The sequence below is a fragment of the Rhabdochromatium marinum genome (assembly GCF_016583795.1).
Classification (GTDB): Bacteria; Pseudomonadota; Gammaproteobacteria; order Chromatiales; family Chromatiaceae; genus Rhabdochromatium; species Rhabdochromatium marinum.
The window spans coordinates 1-18,323 of sequence record NZ_NRRS01000073.1 but is presented as its reverse complement, the minus strand read 5'-3'; the positions used below and the strand labels follow the sequence as shown (position 1 = coordinate 18,323).

17 protein-coding genes and 2 pseudogenes are annotated in these 18,323 nt (G+C 60.2%); 15 read left to right on the top strand and 4 right to left on the bottom strand.

Translation table 11 applies throughout. The features are described from left to right. Positions 1-559 precede the first annotated feature (559 nt). Entirely contained in the window at positions 560-1,234 is a 675-nt protein-coding gene (bluB, locus tag CKO36_RS15640) for a 5,6-dimethylbenzimidazole synthase (RefSeq protein ID WP_200285458.1), read from the top strand. Here bluB and nadB read toward each other — a convergent pair. Further along, positions 1,222-2,883 (bottom strand): L-aspartate oxidase, encoded by a 1,662-nt coding sequence (gene nadB, locus CKO36_RS15635; RefSeq protein ID WP_200285451.1) that lies wholly within the window; start codon positions 2,881-2,883, stop codon positions 1,222-1,224. The two genes, bluB and nadB, sit on opposite strands and share 13 nt — an antisense overlap. 241 nt (positions 2,884-3,124) lie before the next feature. On the opposite strand from nadB, the gene rpoE reads away from it, so the two are divergent. The 13 genes from rpoE to pdxJ all read left to right on the top strand — a co-directional run bounded on the left by rpoE (position 3,125) and on the right by pdxJ (position 15,310). Then, positions 3,125-3,733, top strand: coding sequence for an RNA polymerase sigma factor RpoE (rpoE, locus tag CKO36_RS15630; protein WP_200285449.1), 609 nt, complete (start codon positions 3,125-3,127; stop codon positions 3,731-3,733). A gap of 53 nt (positions 3,734-3,786) precedes the next feature. Beyond that, on the top strand, positions 3,787-4,449 hold the full coding sequence (locus CKO36_RS15625) for a sigma-E factor negative regulatory protein (RefSeq protein WP_200285447.1): 663 nt from the start codon (positions 3,787-3,789) through the stop codon (positions 4,447-4,449). A 13-nt stretch (positions 4,450-4,462) separates the two neighbouring features. Next, positions 4,463-5,587, top strand: coding sequence for a MucB/RseB C-terminal domain-containing protein (locus CKO36_RS15620; RefSeq protein WP_200285445.1), 1,125 nt, complete (start codon positions 4,463-4,465; stop codon positions 5,585-5,587). After that, positions 5,584-6,072: a SoxR reducing system RseC family protein gene (locus CKO36_RS15615; protein ID WP_200285435.1), complete on the top strand. Its 489-nt coding sequence runs from the start codon at positions 5,584-5,586 to the stop codon at positions 6,070-6,072. The genes CKO36_RS15620 and CKO36_RS15615 overlap by 4 nt, the downstream gene beginning before the upstream one ends. Then, complete coding sequence (locus tag CKO36_RS15610) at positions 6,072-7,292, top strand: hypothetical protein (protein ID WP_200285433.1); 1,221 nt, start codon at positions 6,072-6,074, stop codon at positions 7,290-7,292. The genes CKO36_RS15615 and CKO36_RS15610 overlap by 1 nt, the downstream gene beginning before the upstream one ends. Before the next feature lie 89 nt (positions 7,293-7,381). Continuing rightward, positions 7,382-8,893: a DegQ family serine endoprotease gene (locus CKO36_RS15605; RefSeq protein WP_200285431.1), complete on the top strand. Its 1,512-nt coding sequence runs from the start codon at positions 7,382-7,384 to the stop codon at positions 8,891-8,893. Positions 8,894-8,900: 7 nt separating this feature from the next. Beyond that, positions 8,901-10,706, top strand: a complete 1,806-nt coding sequence (gene lepA, locus CKO36_RS15600; protein WP_200285429.1) for a translation elongation factor 4 — start codon at positions 8,901-8,903, stop codon at positions 10,704-10,706. Between the two features lie 41 nt (positions 10,707-10,747). Then, positions 10,748-11,620: a signal peptidase I gene (gene lepB / locus CKO36_RS15595; protein WP_200285427.1), complete on the top strand. Its 873-nt coding sequence runs from the start codon at positions 10,748-10,750 to the stop codon at positions 11,618-11,620. A gap of 80 nt (positions 11,621-11,700) precedes the next feature. Next, positions 11,701-12,045 carry a DUF4845 domain-containing protein gene (locus tag CKO36_RS15590; RefSeq protein WP_200285425.1) on the top strand — a complete coding sequence of 115 codons (345 nt, stop codon included), beginning with the start codon at positions 11,701-11,703 and terminating at the stop codon, positions 12,043-12,045. Positions 12,046-12,061: 16 nt separating this feature from the next. Beyond that, positions 12,062-12,826, top strand: a complete 765-nt coding sequence (gene rnc / locus CKO36_RS15585; protein ID WP_200285423.1) for a ribonuclease III — start codon at positions 12,062-12,064, stop codon at positions 12,824-12,826. A 14-nt stretch (positions 12,827-12,840) separates the two neighbouring features. After that, positions 12,841-13,746, top strand: coding sequence for a GTPase Era (gene era, locus CKO36_RS15580; protein WP_200285421.1), 906 nt, complete (start codon positions 12,841-12,843; stop codon positions 13,744-13,746). A gap of 36 nt (positions 13,747-13,782) precedes the next feature. Further along, positions 13,783-14,496 carry a DNA repair protein RecO gene (gene recO, locus CKO36_RS15575; protein WP_200285419.1) on the top strand — a complete coding sequence of 238 codons (714 nt, stop codon included), beginning with the start codon at positions 13,783-13,785 and terminating at the stop codon, positions 14,494-14,496. A gap of 34 nt (positions 14,497-14,530) precedes the next feature. Further along, complete coding sequence (gene pdxJ, locus CKO36_RS15570; RefSeq protein WP_200285418.1) at positions 14,531-15,310, top strand: pyridoxine 5'-phosphate synthase; 780 nt, start codon at positions 14,531-14,533, stop codon at positions 15,308-15,310. 129 nt (positions 15,311-15,439) lie between these two features. Here pdxJ and CKO36_RS15565 read toward each other — a convergent pair whose 3' ends face one another. Together CKO36_RS15565 and CKO36_RS15560 are read right to left on the bottom strand one after the other, a co-directional pair. Further along, positions 15,440-15,595, bottom strand: a complete 156-nt coding sequence (locus CKO36_RS15565; protein ID WP_420826343.1) for a transposase domain-containing protein — start codon at positions 15,593-15,595, stop codon at positions 15,440-15,442. A gap of 48 nt (positions 15,596-15,643) precedes the next feature. Further along, positions 15,644-17,202 (bottom strand): annotated as a pseudogene (locus tag CKO36_RS15560) (IS3 family transposase). Between the two features lie 76 nt (positions 17,203-17,278). On the opposite strand from CKO36_RS15560, the pseudogene CKO36_RS15555 reads away from it, so the two are divergent. After that, a pseudogene (locus CKO36_RS15555) lies at positions 17,279-17,698 on the top strand (integrase core domain-containing protein); the annotation flags it as partial. Positions 17,699-17,831: 133 nt separating this feature from the next. On the opposite strand, the gene CKO36_RS15550 reads toward CKO36_RS15555, so the two are convergent. After that, positions 17,832-18,050, bottom strand: coding sequence for a hypothetical protein (locus tag CKO36_RS15550; RefSeq protein ID WP_200285414.1), 219 nt, complete (start codon positions 18,048-18,050; stop codon positions 17,832-17,834). Between the last annotated feature and the right edge of the window lie 273 nt (positions 18,051-18,323).

Genomic DNA, 18,323 nt, shown 5'->3' with positions numbered 1-18,323 from the left:
AGCGCGTGCATCAATTCGCCAAGAACATCAACCGCAACGTCTTTGAAGTAGCGGATCGCCTGTGGGTAAAGATCGCCCTCGACCCAGAGGAAGAAAAACTACGTATTCCAGGTTAGGCGCGGTTTAGTAGAGCCGGGCTTTTGAACTTGTGCACTAGATAGAATGTAGCTCAAACGCAATAAGCAGATTCTACTATCCCAAGATCATTTAGAGTCTTGAAGGGTATCATAGTAACGTTATTTGAGGCAAGAAAGCGCTTTAAGTATACGCCTACCCTTATAAAATCGTATAGAATAGCTGAAATTTGTAGGGAAAATGCCTACAAATGCACTCTATAGGATGTATTCGTGGTTTATTTGAGTGCGGCTATCTAAACCGCGTCCCGTTTGTGATGACCTTAAAAGGGTCACCCCTATACCAGCCAAGGCGCAACCTGCCGCAGCTTCTGTATCAGAGACCGCTCTGCTGGCTGAGGTGTGCAGGCGGGAACTTCTATAGTTTTATATAATGTCATTTCGTTGTTTCTATTACTCAAGACCGAAGTCAATTAGCACCATCCATGTCGAACCATACTTTCTCCGAAGCTGAACGCGCAGCCGTCTACAAAGCCATCTTCAGCCGCCGTGATGTGCGCCGCGAATTCCTGCCCGACCCCATCTCGAAGGACGTGCTGACGCGCATTCTCGGCGCTGCGCATCATGCGCCAAGCGTTGGTTTTATGCAGCCCTGGGACTTCATCCTGGTGCGCGATGCCGGCATTCGCCAGCAGATTAAGACAGCCTTTGAGCAGGCACATGCGGAGGCAGCGGCACAGTTCGGGGGCGATCAGCGCGAGACTTATCGCAGCCTCAAGCTTGAGGGCATTCTTGAGGCGCCACTCGGGATCTGTATCACCTGCGACCGCGCGCGTCATGGCCCGGTGGTGATCGGTCGTACCCAGAACCCGGAAATGGATCTCTACAGCAGCGTCTGCGCGGTGCAAAACCTGTGGCTGGCGGCCCGTGCTGAAGGCTTGGGCGTGGGTTGGGTCAGTATCATCGATCATGCCGCCCTGGCTGACATCCTCGGTCTGCCGTCATCGGTGCAGCCGGTGGCTTATCTCTGCATCGGCGCTGTCGCATTCTTTCATGAGCGCCCGGAGCTGGAGGAAGCGGGTTGGCTGCCACGGATCGATATTGAGCAGTTGATTCATCATGATCGCTGGGGTCAGCGCGACAAGATTCAGTGCGACTGATCCAAGCGGCGGAACTCGCTGTCCGCCGCCCCGGGGGTGCGCGGGCGATAGCGGTCGGGGATCAGAATGGTCGGTGAGCGCTGGATCGGGTCGAGGTGGGGAAAATCCAGGGTGTAATGCAGGCCGCGGCTTTCGCGGCGGCGTTGGGCGGACTGGACGATGAGATCGGCGACTTCGACCAGATTGCGCAGTTCGATCAGGGCGCTGTTGACGTGAAAATGGCTGTAGTGCTCAATGATCTCGGAGCGCAGCAGGTCAATGCGCCGCCGCGCACGCATTAGTCGCTTGTTGGTGCGCACGATGCCCACATAGTCCCACATGAAGCGACGCAGTTCCTCCCAGTTGTGTGAGATCACCACTTCTTCATCCGGTTCAGTGACGCGACTGGCATCCCAGTCCGGTACTTCGGGTGGTTGCTCCCAGGAAATCATCAGCCGTTCGATGTCAGTGGCGGCGAGTTCACCGAACACCAGACATTCGAGTAGGGAATTGCTGGCCATGCGGTTGGCGCCATGCAGGCCGGTGTAGGCGGTTTCGCCGATGGCATAGAGACCGGGCACATCGGTGCGGGCCTGCGCGTCGGTCAGGACGCCGCCGCAGGTATAGTGCGCGGCGGGCACCACCGGGATGGGGTCGCGGGTGATGTCGAGTCCCAGCTCCAGGCAGCGGGCGTGAATGGTCGGGAAGTGCTCGACGATGAAGTCGGCTGGCTGGTGGGAGATGTCGAGCAGCACATATTTGCTGCCGGTGCGCTTGATCTCGCGGTCGATGGCGCGGGCGACAATGTCGCGTGGTGCCAGCTCGGCACGCTCATCAAAGCGCGGCATGAAACGCTCGCCACTGGGCAGGCGCAACTTGGCGCCTTCGCCGCGCAAAGCTTCGCTGATTAAAAAAGATTTGGCTTTGGAATGGTACAGACAGGTCGGATGGAACTGCATAAATTCCATGTTCGCCACCCGACAACCAGCGCGCCAGGCCATGGCAATGCCATCACCGGTGGCGACATCCGGATTGCTTGTGTACACATAAACCTTGCTTGCTCCGCCGCTGGCCAGCACCACAAAGCGCGCCAGTATGGTGCGCACTTCACCGCTGCGGTTATCGAGCACATAGGCGCCCAGGCAGCGATTGTCATCCCGTCCGATGCGATTGGCGGTAATCAAATCAATCGCTGTGTGCTCTTCATAGAGGGTGATATTGTCACGGGTGCGCGTAACCGATTCCAGGGTTGTAGCCACGGCGCGTCCGGTGGCATCCGCCGCATGCACCACACGCCTGTGCGTATGCCCGCCTTCGCGGGTGAGATGATAGCCGTCCTCGCTTTCGCTGTTCGGATCACGGGTAAACTGCACCCCTTGCTGAATCAGCCAGCGGATGTTGCTTGGCCCGTGCTTCACAACCAGCTCGACGGTCTCGCGATCACAGAGTCCGGCGCCAGCGCACAGGGTATCCTGCACATGGGATTCCAGCGAATCATCGGCCGCCAGCACGGCAGAGATGCCGCCCTGAGCGTAAAGGGTGTTGCCTTCCTGCAGGGCGCGCTTGGCCAGTACGGCCACGTCAATATCCGCGCGCAAACGCAAGGCCAGGCTGAGACCGGCAGCACCGCTACCGATAATCAGCACATCATGTCGAATTGCACTCTGCATGCCGAGGACCACCGCTGCATCATCTGTTAAATCAGAACGGCCCGGATCTGCCTAGTGCAGCTCCGAGCATGGGACAGCCTGCGCCGCGATTCGCGACTGGCTGCTGCAACAAGTATAATGCGCGATTCAGCTTTCGGCGGCGTAATCCGCTGTCACTTAGGACGAACTTTCTCAAGCGTGTGGGTGTCAATGGCATCGGAACGGGTCGGAACGGGCAGGGACTGGCCAGCGGGCAACACTGATGTCTGAGCGGGAAATCGATCAGGCGCTAGTGGAACGTGCCCAAAACGGGGATCGGCGCGCCTTCGATCTGCTGGTACTGAAGTATCAGCAGCGGGTGGCGGGGCTGATCTCGCGTTATGTGCGCGACAGTGCTGAAGTGCTTGATGTGACTCAGGATGCTTTTCTGAAGGCCTATCGGGCGCTGGCGAATTTTCGCGGTGAGAGCGCCTTTTATACCTGGATTTATCGCATTGCGATCAACACGGCCAAGAATCATCTCATTGCCCAGAACCGCCGTCCGCCGGGGGATGATATTGAGGCGGAACTCGCCGAACAACTCGACGCCGGGGCGCGTCTGCGCGATACCGCCACGCCGGAACGGGAACTGCTCAGCGATGAGATCGCGCAAACGGTGCAGCAGGCGCTGGATGCCTTGCCGGAAGATCTGCGCACCGCTGTTGTGCTGCGCGAGCTTGAAGGTCTGAGCTACGAGGAAATTGCTGTGGCGATGGAGTGCCCCATTGGGACCGTCCGTTCGCGCATTTTTCGCGCGCGCGAGGCAATCGACAAACAACTGCGTCCTTTGCTCGAAGAGACTGAGGTCGGAACATTGAGACTGGGACGCTGAGAGCCAGGTTAATTCATGTATAACAGTCGATGGTCAAGGGTCGGGAGCGAGTGATGGCAAGTCTTTCACCACAGCAGCTGTCGGCCTTGGTTGATCAGGACATCGATCCCAGCGAGCTTGATCACCTACTCGAGCAACTGGGTCAGGATGACGCATTAAGGGCCTGCTGGGGGCGCTACCATCTCATTGGCAACGTGCTGCGTGGTGAGCCGGTTTCTGCCGGGGTTCATCACGTGGCCGAGCAGGTGAGCCGGCGGTTGGATCAGGCGGCGGTAGCCGCGCCGGACGCTCCCGTCGGTGTCATGGCCGCTGACCCGCTTAAGCCTAAGCCTTCCCCGCGCCGGGCAACAGGTTTTCGCGACTGGTGGCCGAGAGTGTCCGGCGCCGGTTGGTTCCCCTTAACCGGCGCAGCCCTGACCGGCATGGCCATCCTGAGTGCGATCCTGCTGTTCCCGGATGCGCTCGGCCTCAATCGCCTGCCGGAGCGCACGCAAACGCCAGCCTTGGCCCACTCAGGAGCGGAAGCCGCCGCCCCCTCCCGCTCAACGGTCATCCAGCCGCCGGTCGACACGATGCAATACTGGTCAGGCAGTCGCCCACAGCTGGCTTCCAAACTCAATCGATTCCTGCTTGGCCATCAGGAACGCATCTCGACTTCAAGTCTCAAGGGCTATCTCCCCTATGCCACCCTTGTCAGTTACCAGACTCAACCCTAAGGGCGGTACAAGCGTGCGCCGGAAGCCAGCCAAATATCTGGTGCTGTTATTGGTGGCACTTGTCCTGGGACTGCTCGGGTTGCAGCTATCGAGCGCCCCCGGTGAATCCCTGGCCGCAGCAGGGCGGGCTGGTGCAGCAGAGATAACGACGGATCCGCGCACCTTCAAACAGCTTGAGCGCATGGCGCAGGCGCTCAAGACAACCAATTTTGAAGGCATCCTGGTGTATCAGTTTGGCCAGTCGCTATCGACACTGCGCATTGTGCATCGCTACGCCAAGGGCGTCTCGCAGCAGAGCCTGCTTACACTCAACGGTCCCCTGCGTACCATTGGGCGCAGTGATCAAGCGGTGGCTTGCCTGCTCTCAGGAGGGCAGGCGATGTTGCTGAAGCATCATGACCAGCTTCAGCGCGCGAATGAGGCACCCGGCACGCCAGCCGCTGTGCCACTGGACTGGCAGGCACTGGCCATGCACTATCAGTTCGCCTGGCTCAAAGCGACCCGGGTGGCCGGTCGCAATGTGGATGTGATCGGCATTTTACCTCGGGATGACTTGCGCTATGGTTACCGCTTTGCAATTGATCAGACTTCCTTTTTACCGCTGAGCACCGCGCTGACCGACGCCCAAGGCGGCCTGATTCAACGACTGATGTTTACCGACATCCACCTGCTGCCTGGTGTCCAGGGACAGGCGAGCCAGGTTGCGGCCACTCAGCCAGCCAGCGGGTTAGCGAGTCAGCCAGTCAGCCAGCCAAGCAGTCAATCAGCTGAACGCCCGCCAGCCGACGTGCCCTGGCGCGCGCGCTTCCATGACTTACCGGCCGGTTTTAAGCTGCGCACGCATGACTGGATGGAATCGGACAGCGGCGGCCCGCCCATCGAATACTTTTTGTTCAGCGATGGCTTGGCTTCGGTGTCGCTCTATATTGAACCGAGTGACCAAGCCGGATTACTCGGATCAACGCAGATGGCGACCATTCATGCCGCAGGACGCTGGACGCAGGGCTATCAAATCACCGCCGTCGGCGAGGTGCCGGCGGCTGCGGTGGTGGCGCTCCTGGATGCTGTGGACAGCCCCGCCGCGCGGGCGCCCCGACCGTCAACCCCGCAATCACCTCAGCAAACGAGGCTGAAATGATCGAAGAATTCGCCATCGTGGTCGCCACCGATGACAGCTATGCCGAGGTGGAACCCCAGCGTCGCTCAACCTGCCATCACTGCGCAGTGCAGGGCGCCTGCGGAACCTCGCTGATTGACAAGTTTCTGGGGCGGCGGCCCTTGCGGCTGCGTGTGACCAATTCTATCGGCGCCCGGGTCGGGGAGCGGGTAATTCTTGGCGTGGCGGATGCCATGCTGCTGCGCGCCGCTGTGGCGGCCTATCTGCTGCCGCTGTTTGGATTGATGCTGGGTGCGGCTCTGGCGCTTGAGTTGGCGGCCTGGGGCCGCTGGCCCGGCGGTGATCTGTGGGCGGTGGCGGGTGCTTTGCTTGGATTCACGCTGGCCCTGCGCGGGGTGGCCGGTTACAGCCGGCGTCTGCGGGCCGATGAGCGTTATCAGCCCTGTTTGCTGGGGCGCGCCGCGCCCCAGGTCACCCTGCCTCTGCCTGGTGACCCAAGCGCGTGATGAACGCCCTGCGACAGCGTTTCCGCGACCTGACCCGCCGGCGACAGCCACTGGCCGATGCGCCGCTGCCGTTGCGGCGCCGCAAGCGCTTTTCGCTTGCGGGCAGCATTGGCTTCGAGCGCCACATTGCTGCCGATCAGGAGCGTATCGCCGATCAGGTGCTGGCGTTGTTACCGCCCGATCACTTCCGTGCGCTGCTGCTTTGTGGAGCCTATGGTCGCGGCGAGGGGGTGCGGCTGCGCGCCGCCAATGGCAAGGAAATTGCCGAGCGCTACGATTATGGGGTGGTAGTCGCCGGCACGGATCCAGGGCTGCGCGCTGCCATGGAGGCCAGCTTGCGCCGGGTGGCCGATTCGCTGTCGGCGACCACTGGGGTGCCGCTCCACTTCCGGCTGTTTCGCGAGGAGTATCTGCATCAGCGCTCGTTGTCCTTTGCGCAGGCGGATTTGCGCTGGAGTGGTCGCCTGTTGCGCGGTGATCCGGGGGCTGTGGAGTGCATGACGGCGCGGCCTTTCGAGCATCTTGATCCGGGTGAGCTGCTGTGGCAGTTGGTTGAGCATGGCCTGGGCCTGCTGCATAATCAGGAACAACTGCGCACGACCAGCCATTTGTCGGAGCATGCGCGCTTAGCGTTCTTTGCCCATCTGATTCGCGCGGTGCTGATGTGCGGTGATCTGCGCCTGGCGGTGGTCGGTCAGTATCATCCTGCGCATGCTGAAAAGCTCGCCCGTCTTGAGGCGCTGGATCAGCGCCATCATCGCAAATTCATGGCGCTCTATCAGGTGGCGCACCGTGCCTATGCCACGCTCGACAGTGACGCTTTCCTGGAGGGGCATCCATTGGACTGGCAGGCGCGGGTGGTGTGGTTGTGGCAGGATGCGCTGCGGCGTCTGGAAGCCTGGCGGCGCGGGCGGGCGCCGAACAGTTGGGAGGCCTATTGTCGTCCTTATCCGGGCAAAGGGCAGGGCGCCGTTCACTCCGTGATCGGACAGCTGCGCGCGAATCTGGCCGGCTTTGGAGTGCGCCCGGTGATGCGCCATCCGCTGTGGGCGCTGCGCCATCCGCGCGAGCGACTGATCAGTGCCATGCCCTTGCTGCTCAGTGGCCCGCAGACGACACCGGAACCGGTTGTGGCCGCCGCACTGGCCCTGCCACCGGGCACCCGCTGGCCGGATGCCGTCAAGCATTGCGTACAGCACTGCGTGCGCTATCAGGACTGATGGGCGGATGACGGGTATAATCAGCCCGGCTGACTGATACGCAACTGGCGCGCTGGCGCTTCACTTTCCGCAATCCTCAAGGCGGCATCATGCACTGTTTTCGTTCTTACTCCGCCCCGGTCTGGCTGGGGCTGGCTCTGACGTTCTGGCTTACGCTTGGTAGCGCGCAAGCGCAGTCCTTGCCCGATTTTACCGGACTGGTCGAGCGTTTCGGGCCGGCGGTGGTGAATATCAGCAGCAGCTCGCAGAACGGCGCTGAGGTGACCATACCGGGGCAGGGGGGCGCGGACGGTGAAACCCTGCCGGAAGACAGCCCGCTGTATGATTTTTTCCGCCGCTTTTTCGGCGATGAAGGCGAGATGCCGGAGTTTGGTGAGGAGTCACGCTCACTGGGCTCGGGCTTCCTGCTGTCCTCTGATGGCTATGTGGTGACCAATGCCCATGTAGTGCAAATGGCCGAGGAGATCATTGTGCGCACCAGTGACCGACGGGAGTTCGTCGCCACTGTGGTCGGAGCTGATGAGCGTAGCGATATTGCGCTGCTGAAACTCGATGCCAGCGATTTGCCGCAGGTCGAGATTGGCCAGGCCGCTGATCTGAAAGTGGGCGAATGGGTGCTGGCTATCGGTTCGCCGTTTGGGTTTGAGCATTCCGCTACCGCTGGCATTGTCAGCGCCAAGGGGCGCAGTCTACCCAGTGAGAACTATGTGCCCTTTATCCAGACTGATGTGGCCATCAATCCGGGCAACTCGGGCGGTCCGCTGTTTGACCTCAACGGCCAGGTCATTGGCGTGAATTCGCAGATTTACAGCCGCACCGGCGGCTTCATGGGCCTCTCTTTCGCCATCCCTATTGAGGTGGTAATGGATGTGGTCGAGCAACTGCGCACCCAGGGGCGCGTCACCCGCGGCTGGCTCGGGGTGGTGATTCAGGATGTCACCCGCGAGCTGGCCGAGACCTTTGCGCTTCAGCGTCCGCGCGGAGCCCTGGTGGCGCAGGTGATTCCCGACAGCCCGGCGCAACAGGCCGGGATGCAGGCCGGTGATGTGATTTTGAGTTTCAATGGCCAGGAGGTCATGACCTCCGGGGATCTACCGCCGCTGGTGGGCATGGCGAAAGTCGGCGATCAGGCACCGCTGGAGCTGTTACGCGCCGGCAAGCCGCTGCGCCTGGAGGTGTTGCTGGCGGAGTTGCCCGAGGTCGGCCCGGTAAGTTTTGGTCAGCCCATACCGGAAGAGGCGGCGGCCAATGCCATTGGTTTGGTGCTGGAAGATCTCAGCACCGAACAGCGGACCGAGCTTGAACTGCCCGAAGGCGGGGTACTGATTGATGAGGTTGCGCCCGGCCCCGCCCAGCGCGCCGGTTTGCGCCCTGGGGATGTCATTATTGCCTTCGACGGGGTTGAGGTGCGTGATCTGGCCCATTTTCGTGAGCAGCTGACAGCCGCTGCAGCGGGGCGTCCGGTGGCAGTGCTGATTCAGCGTGGCGCCGGGCGTATGTTCTATCCGCTGCGCATGCCCGATGCGGAGTCCAGTCCTTCAGCCGGGGTTCCAACTCCAATTCCGGCTCCACCCCCGGCTGCAGCTCAGCGTGACGAGTAGTATTTTCATGGCAGAACTCAAGGCAATTCGCAATTTCTCCATCATCGCGCACATTGATCATGGCAAATCGACCATTGCTGATCGCTTCATTCAGCATTGCGGTTCCCTGACCGATCGGGAAATGTCGGCCCAAGTGCTCGATTCCATGGATCTGGAGCGCGAGCGGGGCATCACCATTAAGGCGCAAAGCGTTACTCTGGATTATCCGGCCCAGGATGGCCAAGTCTATGAGCTGAATTTCATCGACACTCCGGGCCATGTTGATTTTTCCTATGAGGTTTCGCGTTCGCTGGCTGCCTGCGAGGGGGCGCTCTTGGTGGTGGATGCGGCTCAGGGTGTGGAAGCGCAGAGTGTCGCCAACTGTTATACGGCGATTGATCTCGGGCTTGAAGTGCTGCCGGTGCTGAACAAGATCGATCTGCCCTCGGCCGAGCCAGAGCGGGTGATCAACGAGATTGAGGAAATCATCGGACTCGATGCCGAGCATGCGCTGCGCGTCAGCGCCAAAACCGGTCTGGGCATTCCGGAATTGCTCGAAATGCTGGTGCAGCAGATTCCGCCCCCCCAGGGCGACCGCTCGGCTCCACTGCAAGCGCTGATTATTGATTCCTGGTTCGATTCCTATGTGGGCGTGGTGTCGCTGATCCGAGTGGTGCATGGTTGCATCGACAAGCGCCAGAAAATCCAGGTGATGAGTACCGGGCGCAGTTATCAGGCAGACAATATTGGCGTCTTCACCCCCAAAAAGCTGGAGCGCCAGCGTCTGGAGGCCGGGGAGGTGGGGTATCTGATTGCCGGCATCAAGGAGATTGATGGCGCACCAGTTGGCGACACCATCACCTCACCGGAGCGTCCGGCGTCTGAACGTCTGCCCGGTTTTCGCGAAATTCGCCCGCGCGTCTTTGCCGGACTCTATCCAGTGTCATCGGATGACTACGAAGACCTGCGCGATGCGCTGCGCAAATTGCGACTGAATGACTCGGCGCTCTTCTATGAGCCGGAAACTTCCCAGGCGCTGGGCTTTGGCTTCCGCTGCGGTTTCCTCGGTATGCTGCATATGGAGATTCTCCAGGAGCGCCTGGAGCGGGAATATGACCTGGATCTGATTACCACGGCGCCGACGGTAGTCTATGAAGTCGAACTCAACGATGGTGAGATCATCAAGGTTGATAATCCCGCCAATTTGCCCGACACCGGCCAGATTCGCGACATCCGCGAGCCCATCATTGAGGCGCATATTCTGGTGCCGCAGGATTTGCTCGGCGGTGTGATTAACCTGTGCATCGAAAAGCGTGGGGTGCAGAAACAGATTCAGTTTCTCGGTGGTCAGGTGCAGGTCACCTTCGAGCTGCCGCTCAATGAGGTGGTGCTGGATTTCTTCGACCGGCTCAAGTCGGTCAGCCGCGGCTATGCGTCCTTTGAATACGAATGGAAGCGTTTCCAGGCCGCGAACCTGGTCAAGCTGGAAATCCTGATCAACAGCGAAAAAGTCGATGCGCTGTCGCTGATTGTGCATCGCGATCATGTCCAGCAACGCGGCCGCGAACTGACTGAGCGGATGAAGGAAGTCATTCCGCGCCAGATGTTCGAGGTGGCCATTCAGGCCGCTATTGGCAGCAAGGTGATCGCGCGCAGCACGGTGAAAGCCTTGCGCAAGAATGTCACCGCCAAGTGCTATGGCGGTGATGTCACCCGTAAGCGCAAACTGCTCGAAAAGCAAAAGGCCGGCAAGCGGCGCATGAAGCAGGTCGGGCGTGTCGAGATTCCGCAGGATGCCTTTCTTGCGGTGCTCAAAGCGAGCAAGGATAATTAAACATCTTTGGCACCGGACCATTCCGGACAGGATCACGTCCTATGAACTTTGATTTTCCCACCTTTCTGGTCGTCGCGACCGCCGTGACCGGCGGCATCTGGCTGCTTGATGCCTGGCTGTGGGCGCCCAAGCGCCGCCACCCGGCAGTGGCCAGTGGTCCGCAGGACAGTGCAGGATCCGATGGTGCGACAGCCACGCCGGCCGCAACCCCAGCCCGTAAAGAACCGGTGATTGTGGAATATGCCAAGTCATTTTTCCCGGTCATTCTTGCGGTGCTGCTGCTACGCTCCTTTGTGGTGGAACCCTTTCGCATTCCCTCGGGCTCCATGATGCCGACACTGCTGGTGGGCGACTTTATTTTGGTCAACAAGTTTTCCTATGGCTTGCGCTGGCCGGTGCTGAACAGCAAATTCCTGGTGCTGGGCGAGCCGCAAACAGGTGATGTGGTGGTGTTTCGCTATCCCCTGGATGAATCCGTCGATTACATCAAGCGGGTCATTGGCGTGCCGGGTGATCTGGTTGACTATCAGGACAAGCATCTGATCATCAACGGCAAGCGCATTGAAACCATGCCGCTGGGTATTTATCAGGGGGAGGGCGCCGGCAAGCGCCTGACCGGTGCCAGCTTGGCGCTGGAAAACCTGGAGGGCGTGAAGCACGAGATCCTCTTTAATCCCCGCGTGCCCGATCTGTCGCCAGGGTGTCGTGTGCTGGCACAGGGACCCATTCGCATCCCGGAAGGGCATTACTTTGTTATGGGTGACAATCGTGACAACAGCAATGACGGACGCTGCTGGGGACTGGTGCCGGAAGCCAATCTGGTTGGTCGTGCCTTTGCAATCTGGATGAGTTGGGATCGCCAGCGCGAGGGTTTGCCGATTGCCTTTGGTCGTATTGGCGATAGCATTCACTGAGCGGTATAGACCAAGTTAGGAGGGCAGACAACATGCGTGCGTTAAGACTCCATCAGCGAGGGCTAAGCTTCAGCTCTTTGATGCTGACGATTGCCATCTCGGCGTTTTTTATAACGCTGCTGTTTAAGATGGGTCCGGCCTACTTCCAATTCTGGCAGGTGCGCTCAGCGATGGACGAATTGCTGGAACAGCCGCAGCTGGGCAAACAGGGTCCCCGGGCACTCATCTCGGCCATTGAAAAGCAGTTGTACATCAATGAGGTACGCACCGTTAAAGGTGACAGCTTTAGCGTCAAGAGCACCAAGGATGGCAAAGGATTGGAGGTCACGGCCGACTATGTTGTGCAGCAGCATATTGGCGCTAACGTCGATGCACTGATGCACTTCAACTACTCGGTTGTGGTGCCCAAGAAGCCGCAATCATGACACGCTTGTTGCTTTGATGAACCGCCCCTTTGAGCGACTGCTCGACACACTCAGCGACCGACCACCCACACGCCCGGAGCTGTTTGAGCTGGCGCTGACACATCGCAGCATCGGACGTCACAATAACGAGCGCCTGGAGTTTCTTGGCGATGCGCTACTGGGGTTTGTGATTGCCGAAGCCCTGTGGCAGCGTTTCCCGCAGGCCGATGAAGGTCGCCTGACGCGTGCCCGCGCCAGTCTGGTCAAACAGGAATCCCTGGCGGCACAGGCGCGCGCGCTGGAACTTGGCGACTACCTGCGCATGGGCTCAGGCGAGGTTCGCACCGGCGGTCATGCGCGCGATTCCATTCTCTCGGATGCCTTCGAGGCGCTGATGGGCGCCTACTATCTGAATCACGGCTTTGCGGCCACGAGTGCGCTGATTTTGCGGCTCTTTGCTGAAGGGTTGGAAAGGGTCGCGAACAGTGCTCCGGTAAAGGATCCGAAAACCCGGCTGCAGGAAGCCCTGCAAGCCAGGCAGCACGCCTTGCCGGAGTACGAGGTGGTCGATGTCAGCGGCAAACCGCATCAGCGCCACTTCGTCGTGCGCTGCCGGCTGCCGGATAGCGCCGAGCAGAGCCAGGGAGTGGGCGAGAGCCGGCGGCGCGCTGAGCAACAGGCGGCGGAGGCGATGTTATTGCAACTTGATCAGCACGCGCGCAATGCCGCGCAAGTCAGTGACGCAGCACCGGGCGCCGAATCTGACGGACAACCGAATACCAATCCGGCTGACTCACTATGAGCGACAGGCCCCATATGAGCGACATGCCCAATCGCTGCGGCGCCATTGCGCTGATCGGCCGGCCTAATGTCGGCAAATCCACTTTGCTCAATCGCATGCTCGGGCAGAAGTTGTCGATCACCTCGCACAAGGCACAGACCACGCGCGATGCCATTGTCGGCATCAAAACCCGGCCTGGCGGCCAGTTGGTATTTGTCGATACCCCCGGCATTCATGAGCGCGGCGATCATGCACTTAACCGCAAGCTCAACCGCGCCGCACGCGCCGCCCTCAGCGATGTCAACCTGGCGGTTTTGGTGGTCGAGGCGGTGAAATTCGACGCTGAGGATGCACTGGCACTCCGCGTACTGGCCGCCGAGCCGTCGCCAGTGGTGGTGGCGATTAACAAGATCGACCGGCTGGATAACAAGGAACGGCTGCTGCCATTCTTGCAGGAACTGGCGCAGCGTCATCCGTTTGTAAGCCTAGTGCCAGTCTCGGCGCGCACCGGCGATGGTCTTGAGTTACTTGAACAAACCCTGCTGGCGCAACTGCCCGAGAGTGACAACTGGTTCCCGGATGATCAGCTCACCGACTGCTCAGCGCGTTTTCTCGCTGCTGAGCTGATTCGCGAACAGCTGGTGCGGCGCTATGGCGATGAATTGCCTTATCAGACGGCGGTTACCATTGAGAAGTTTGACGAACACCGGGGACGCTATCGCATCAATGGCCTGATCTGGGTGGAACGCGATTCGCAAAAGGGCATCATCATTGGCCATGGTGGCGCGGCGCTTAAAGCCACCGCCACGGCCGCGCGCGAGGCCATGCAAAGCCTGTTTGAGACGTCGGTGCATCTGGAACTCTGGGTCAAGGTCAGAAAAGGCTGGACCCACGACGAGACGGCTCTGAACGCCCTGTCCGCAGCTGACGCACCACGCTAAAAAGCCACGCTTATAGCGCCACGCCATCCGCTTGCCATGCCAACGGCCTTGCAGCCTGGCTTCGTGTTGCATCGACGCCCATACTCCGACAGTAGTTTGTTACTGGAAATCTTCACCGCCGAGCACGGGCGCCTGGTGCTGATTGCGCGCGGGGTGAAGGGCGCCAAGCGGACTGGGGCGGCGCAGGCGGCGCTGTTGCAACCCTTTCAGCCATTGTGGCTCAGCTGGAGCGGGCGCGGAGAGGTCAAAACCCTGACTCGCGCCGAGGCCGCTGGCCGCGCCCTGGCGTTGACTGACACCCGACTCTATTGCGGCCTTTACGTCAATGAACTCCTGATGCGACTTTGGCCACGCCAGGAAGGCTCCGAACCGCTGTTTCTGGCCTATCAGATGATCCTCGCCGCTCTGGGCCGCGAGGTCGTGCCGGAGCAAAGTCTGCGCCAATTTGAACTCAGCCTGCTGACGGCCATGGGCTATGAGCTGGTGCTCGATCGGGTGGTTGATGGTGGCATTGCGGTGCAGCCTGAAGAGCATTATCTACTGATTCCCGGGCAGGGTCTGCGGCGCGCGCTGGCGCCGGGCGCGAGCTCGGTCTCAGGCGAGACGCTGCATCGCCTGGCGCAGAACGCACCGCTGCTGGAGCCAAGGCATCGCCGTGAAGCCAAGCGCTTGTTGCGACAAGCGCTGGCCCCGCATCTTGGCAGCAAACCATTGCGCAGCCGCGAACTGTTTCGGAAACCCGATAACTGATACCTGATACCTGAAACCAAGGGAGCATTACCGTATGCATGAACAAACCGGCTCAGCGCCGCTGTTGGGGGTCAATATCGATCATGTGGCCACCTTGCGCCAGGCGCGCGGCACGCGCTATCCAGAACCGCTGCAGGCGGCGTTGCTGGCTGAGCAGGCGGGCGCGGATGCCATCACGCTGCATCTGCGCGAGGATCGGCGGCATATTCAGGATCGCGATGTTGCCCTGTTAGCCGAGGTGCTGCAAACGCGCATGAATCTGGAAATGGCCGCCACGGCGGAGATGGTCCGCATCGCCTGCGCGCGTCGCCCAAGCGATTGTTGCCTGGTGCCGGAGCGGCGCGAGGAATTGACTACTGAAGGCGGCCTGGATGTTGTCAGTCATCGCGGCCAGTTGCGGGATGTCTGTGCCGAATTGGCCGAGGCCGGCGTGCGGGTGTCTCTGTTCATTGATGCCGAGCCAAGCCAGATCGAAGCCGCAGCCGAGGTCGGGGCGCCCGTGATCGAATTGCACACCGGGCACTATGCTGATGCAAACAGCCATCAGGCGCGCATCGAGCAATGGCAGCGCATTGTCGATGGCGCGCGACTGGGACAGTCAATCGGGCTGCAAGTCAATGCCGGCCATGGGCTTGACTACCACAATGTCTCGGCCATTGCCGCGATCCCGGAGTTGCGGGAGCTGAATATCGGCCATTCCATGATCGCGCGCGCACTCTTCACTGGGCTGGAACGTGCTGTCATCGATATGAAAGCACTGATGCTTGATGCACGTGCCGGCCAATCCCCAAGCGCCCAGACCGATATGGGCTAATTCAGACTGGCGGTGAGCCGGCACGCATTCGGGATTGCTCAAGCGCCAGCCTTGGTCTCGCGTGCAAAGGCTTCGAGCTTTTGTGTATCGGCGGTGAACAGCCGGATACCTTCGTAAGCGTCCGGAGAACTACAGGATTGACCCAACCGGCTTGATATTGTCCATTGTCAGATTGTGCGGCAGCAGTGCCGCGATGGCCTCTGGGGTCTTGGCCGAGGGTAGGTATTCGAAGAGATGATTGAGGTAGGCCCAGGGCTCGAGGGCGTTAGCCTTGGCCGTCTCGATGTAAGCGTCCCGGTGATTGTCAAGGTAGTTGTCGCATCTCCTATGGATTTAGTCAGTTATTTTCTCCGTTGTCATGTCCTCCTCCCGCACGGGGTTGAGAGTGACGACCTCGACCGGTTCCCAGTTGCGCGTTTTGTCACTCCAGCGCTCGGGATGCTGGTTGCGAGCGGCCTGGTTGATGGCATGGCGCTGAACCAGGATGTCGCGATCCAGGCCACGATGGCGCTCATCAGGGGTGACAAAGCGGATGGCGCTATGACGATGGATGGTGTTGTACCAGCGTACGAAGGCCAGCACCCAGCGTTGGGCGGTTTGAAGCCCCTCGAATCCCTCGGCGGGATAGTCCGGGACGTACTTGCAGGTGCGGAACAAGGCCTCGGAATAGGGGTTATCGTTGCTGACCCGAGGGCGGCTGTAAGAGGGAATGATGTGCAGTGCATGCAAGGTTTCCAACAGGGTGGCGCCCTTGAAGGGGCTGCCGTTGTCAGCATGGAGCACCAGGGGCTGATCGACGAGGTGCTCAGCCAGCACGGCGCGGCGGATCACGGTGGCGGCGTTGTGAGCCGATTCGGCCTCGAAGACCTCCCACCCGACGATTTTGCGGCTGTAGAGGTCGAGGATCATCACCAGATAGAAGAACAAGCCTTTGACCGGTCCGGGCAGCCAGGTGCAGTCCCACGACCACAGCTGATTGGGCGCGGTGGCCTGGTGAGTGCTTGGGCGACGGTGGGTCACTGGCGCCTTGGCGCGCCCGCGATGGGCCAGTTCTCCATGGCGGCGCAGCACCCGATAAAAGCTCGACACCGAGGCGATGTAGCGCTGCTCTTCATCGAACAAGCGCGCCACGATTTGCTCGGGAGGCAAGCTGGCAAACGCTGGGCGATGACAGACCTCCAGGATGGCCTGCTCTTCTTCGGGACTCAACGCATTGGCTGGTGTTGGACGCTCGGCCAGCGGGCGCCGGTCTTGCCCGCCTTCGGGTTCCTGGCTCCAGCGTTGAACGGTCCGCTCGCTCAAGCCCAGACAGTCGCACGCCCGGCTCAGGCGTGCTCCGCTGGCGCAGCCTTCGCGGATCAGCGCCAGGGCTTGTTGGCGATCTGGGGCGCTGATCATGCACCCACGTCCCCCCAGATCGCCTGGGCTTTTTTTGACAGCGTCAGCAACGCCGCCATCTCGGCCAAAGCCGCGTTTTTGCGCTGCAATTCGCTTTCGAGTGCGCCGATCCGCCCGCGCTGGCGTTTCAGTTCCCCGGCCTCACTGCGCCGCGCCTGCTCGGCCAAGTGTCCAGCTTGTTCGCAGTCTGCCCGCCAAGCGGCCAGTTGCTCGGGATACAACCCCCGGCGGCGGCAATACTCAGCCGTCTCTTCGGCGTTGAGTGCTGCCGTCTCCACCACCGCTCCAAAGCGGTTTTGCGACGATCAGGCCGACGCCCCTTGGGCACCGGCATCGGGCAGGCAGCGCCCTTGGGCGCGTGCCTCCTGGCGCCATTTATACACCGTCGCCAGGGACAGCCCGTCCTGCTCGGCGACCGCTTGCGGACTCAGATTTTGCGGTGGGAGCAGTTTTGCCACGACAGCCGCGCGGCGTTCTTCGGAATAACGAGCCATGATGCGTTCCTCTCGCCCTCGAGATTTTCTTAAGAAGCTTAGCAAGGGATGACGACATCTATCCTGGCACTGAGGGAAGGGCGCCACCCTGTTGGAAACCTTGCATGCACTGCACATCATTCCCTCTTACAGCCGCCCTCGGGTCAGCAACGATAACCCCTATTCCGAGACCTTGTTCCGCACCTGCAAGTACGTCCCGGACTATCCCGCCGAGGGATTCGAGGGGCTTCAAGCCGCCCAACGTTGGGTGCTGGCCTTCGTACGCTGGTACAACACTATCCATCGTCATAGCGCCATCCGCTTTGTCACCCCCGATGAGCGCCATCGTGGCCTGGATCGCGACATCCTGGCTCAGCGCCATGCCATCAACCAGGCCGCTCGCAACCAGCATTCCGAGCGCTGGAGTGGCAAAACGCGCAACTGGGAACCGGTCGAGGTCGTCACTCTCAACCCCGTGCGGGAGGAGGACATGACAACGGAGAAAATAACTGACTAAATCCATAGGAGATGCGACAACTACCTTGACAATCACCGCCATGCTTTATATCACCTCAGTTGGGTTCAAATGTTTCGTAATTTGCCACAAAAGTGATAGGTGGTGAGGGGGCAGGCGACAACTACCTTGACAATCACCGGGGCACTACCAGCGATCCTTCGAGGACCACCGCTCGGCGCCCTGGGCATTGGCAGCGGGTAGGCACTGCCCCCTTGGCACGCGCCTCGGTACGCCACTTGTACACGGTGGCTAAGGATCCTTTCTGCTCCGCCACCGCATGTGGACTCAGGTTCTGCGGCGGCAGCAGTTTGGCCACGACAGCGGCGCGGCGCTCTTCGGAATAGCGAGGCATGATGTGCTCCTCTCACCCTCAAGGATTTTTAAGAATCGTAACAGGGGTAGACGACACTTATCCTGACATTGAGGGCCACCACTTGTATATCGAATACCCATAACGTAAGGTAAATACTCATTATATCTACACTGCATACCCGAAACGCAAGGCGCACACTTGTTACGTTATAATGAGCACTCAAACATAAAGTGATTGAGTGACACATGAGGTGACCCTATAGTCATATATGACTATAGGGTCACCTCATGTGTCACTCAATCACTTTATGTT

What these genes read in the sequence shown, in the direction of transcription:
- CKO36_RS15610 (WP_200285433.1), top strand. Translation starts at nt 6,072, where the DNA reads ATGAACGCCCTGCGACAGCGTTTCCGCGACCTGACCCGCCGGCGACAG.
- bluB (WP_200285458.1), top strand. Translation starts at nt 560, where the DNA reads ATGTCGAACCATACTTTCTCCGAAGCTGAACGCGCAGCCGTCTACAAA.
- CKO36_RS15550 (WP_200285414.1), bottom strand. Translation starts at nt 18,050, where the DNA reads ATGCCTCGCTATTCCGAAGAGCGCCGCGCCGCTGTCGTGGCCAAACTG.
- recO (WP_200285419.1), top strand. Translation starts at nt 13,783, where the DNA reads ATGCCAACGGCCTTGCAGCCTGGCTTCGTGTTGCATCGACGCCCATAC.
- nadB (WP_200285451.1), bottom strand. Translation starts at nt 2,883, where the DNA reads ATGCAGAGTGCAATTCGACATGATGTGCTGATTATCGGTAGCGGTGCT.
- CKO36_RS15625 (WP_200285447.1), top strand. Translation starts at nt 3,787, where the DNA reads ATGGCAAGTCTTTCACCACAGCAGCTGTCGGCCTTGGTTGATCAGGAC.
- pdxJ (WP_200285418.1), top strand. Translation starts at nt 14,531, where the DNA reads ATGCATGAACAAACCGGCTCAGCGCCGCTGTTGGGGGTCAATATCGAT.
- rpoE (WP_200285449.1), top strand. Translation starts at nt 3,125, where the DNA reads ATGTCTGAGCGGGAAATCGATCAGGCGCTAGTGGAACGTGCCCAAAAC.
- CKO36_RS15605 (WP_200285431.1), top strand. Translation starts at nt 7,382, where the DNA reads ATGCACTGTTTTCGTTCTTACTCCGCCCCGGTCTGGCTGGGGCTGGCT.
- CKO36_RS15615 (WP_200285435.1), top strand. Translation starts at nt 5,584, where the DNA reads ATGATCGAAGAATTCGCCATCGTGGTCGCCACCGATGACAGCTATGCC.
- rnc (WP_200285423.1), top strand. Translation starts at nt 12,062, where the DNA reads ATGAACCGCCCCTTTGAGCGACTGCTCGACACACTCAGCGACCGACCA.
- CKO36_RS15590 (WP_200285425.1), top strand. Translation starts at nt 11,701, where the DNA reads ATGCTGACGATTGCCATCTCGGCGTTTTTTATAACGCTGCTGTTTAAG.
- lepB (WP_200285427.1), top strand. Translation starts at nt 10,748, where the DNA reads ATGAACTTTGATTTTCCCACCTTTCTGGTCGTCGCGACCGCCGTGACC.
- lepA (WP_200285429.1), top strand. Translation starts at nt 8,901, where the DNA reads ATGGCAGAACTCAAGGCAATTCGCAATTTCTCCATCATCGCGCACATT.
- era (WP_200285421.1), top strand. Translation starts at nt 12,841, where the DNA reads ATGAGCGACATGCCCAATCGCTGCGGCGCCATTGCGCTGATCGGCCGG.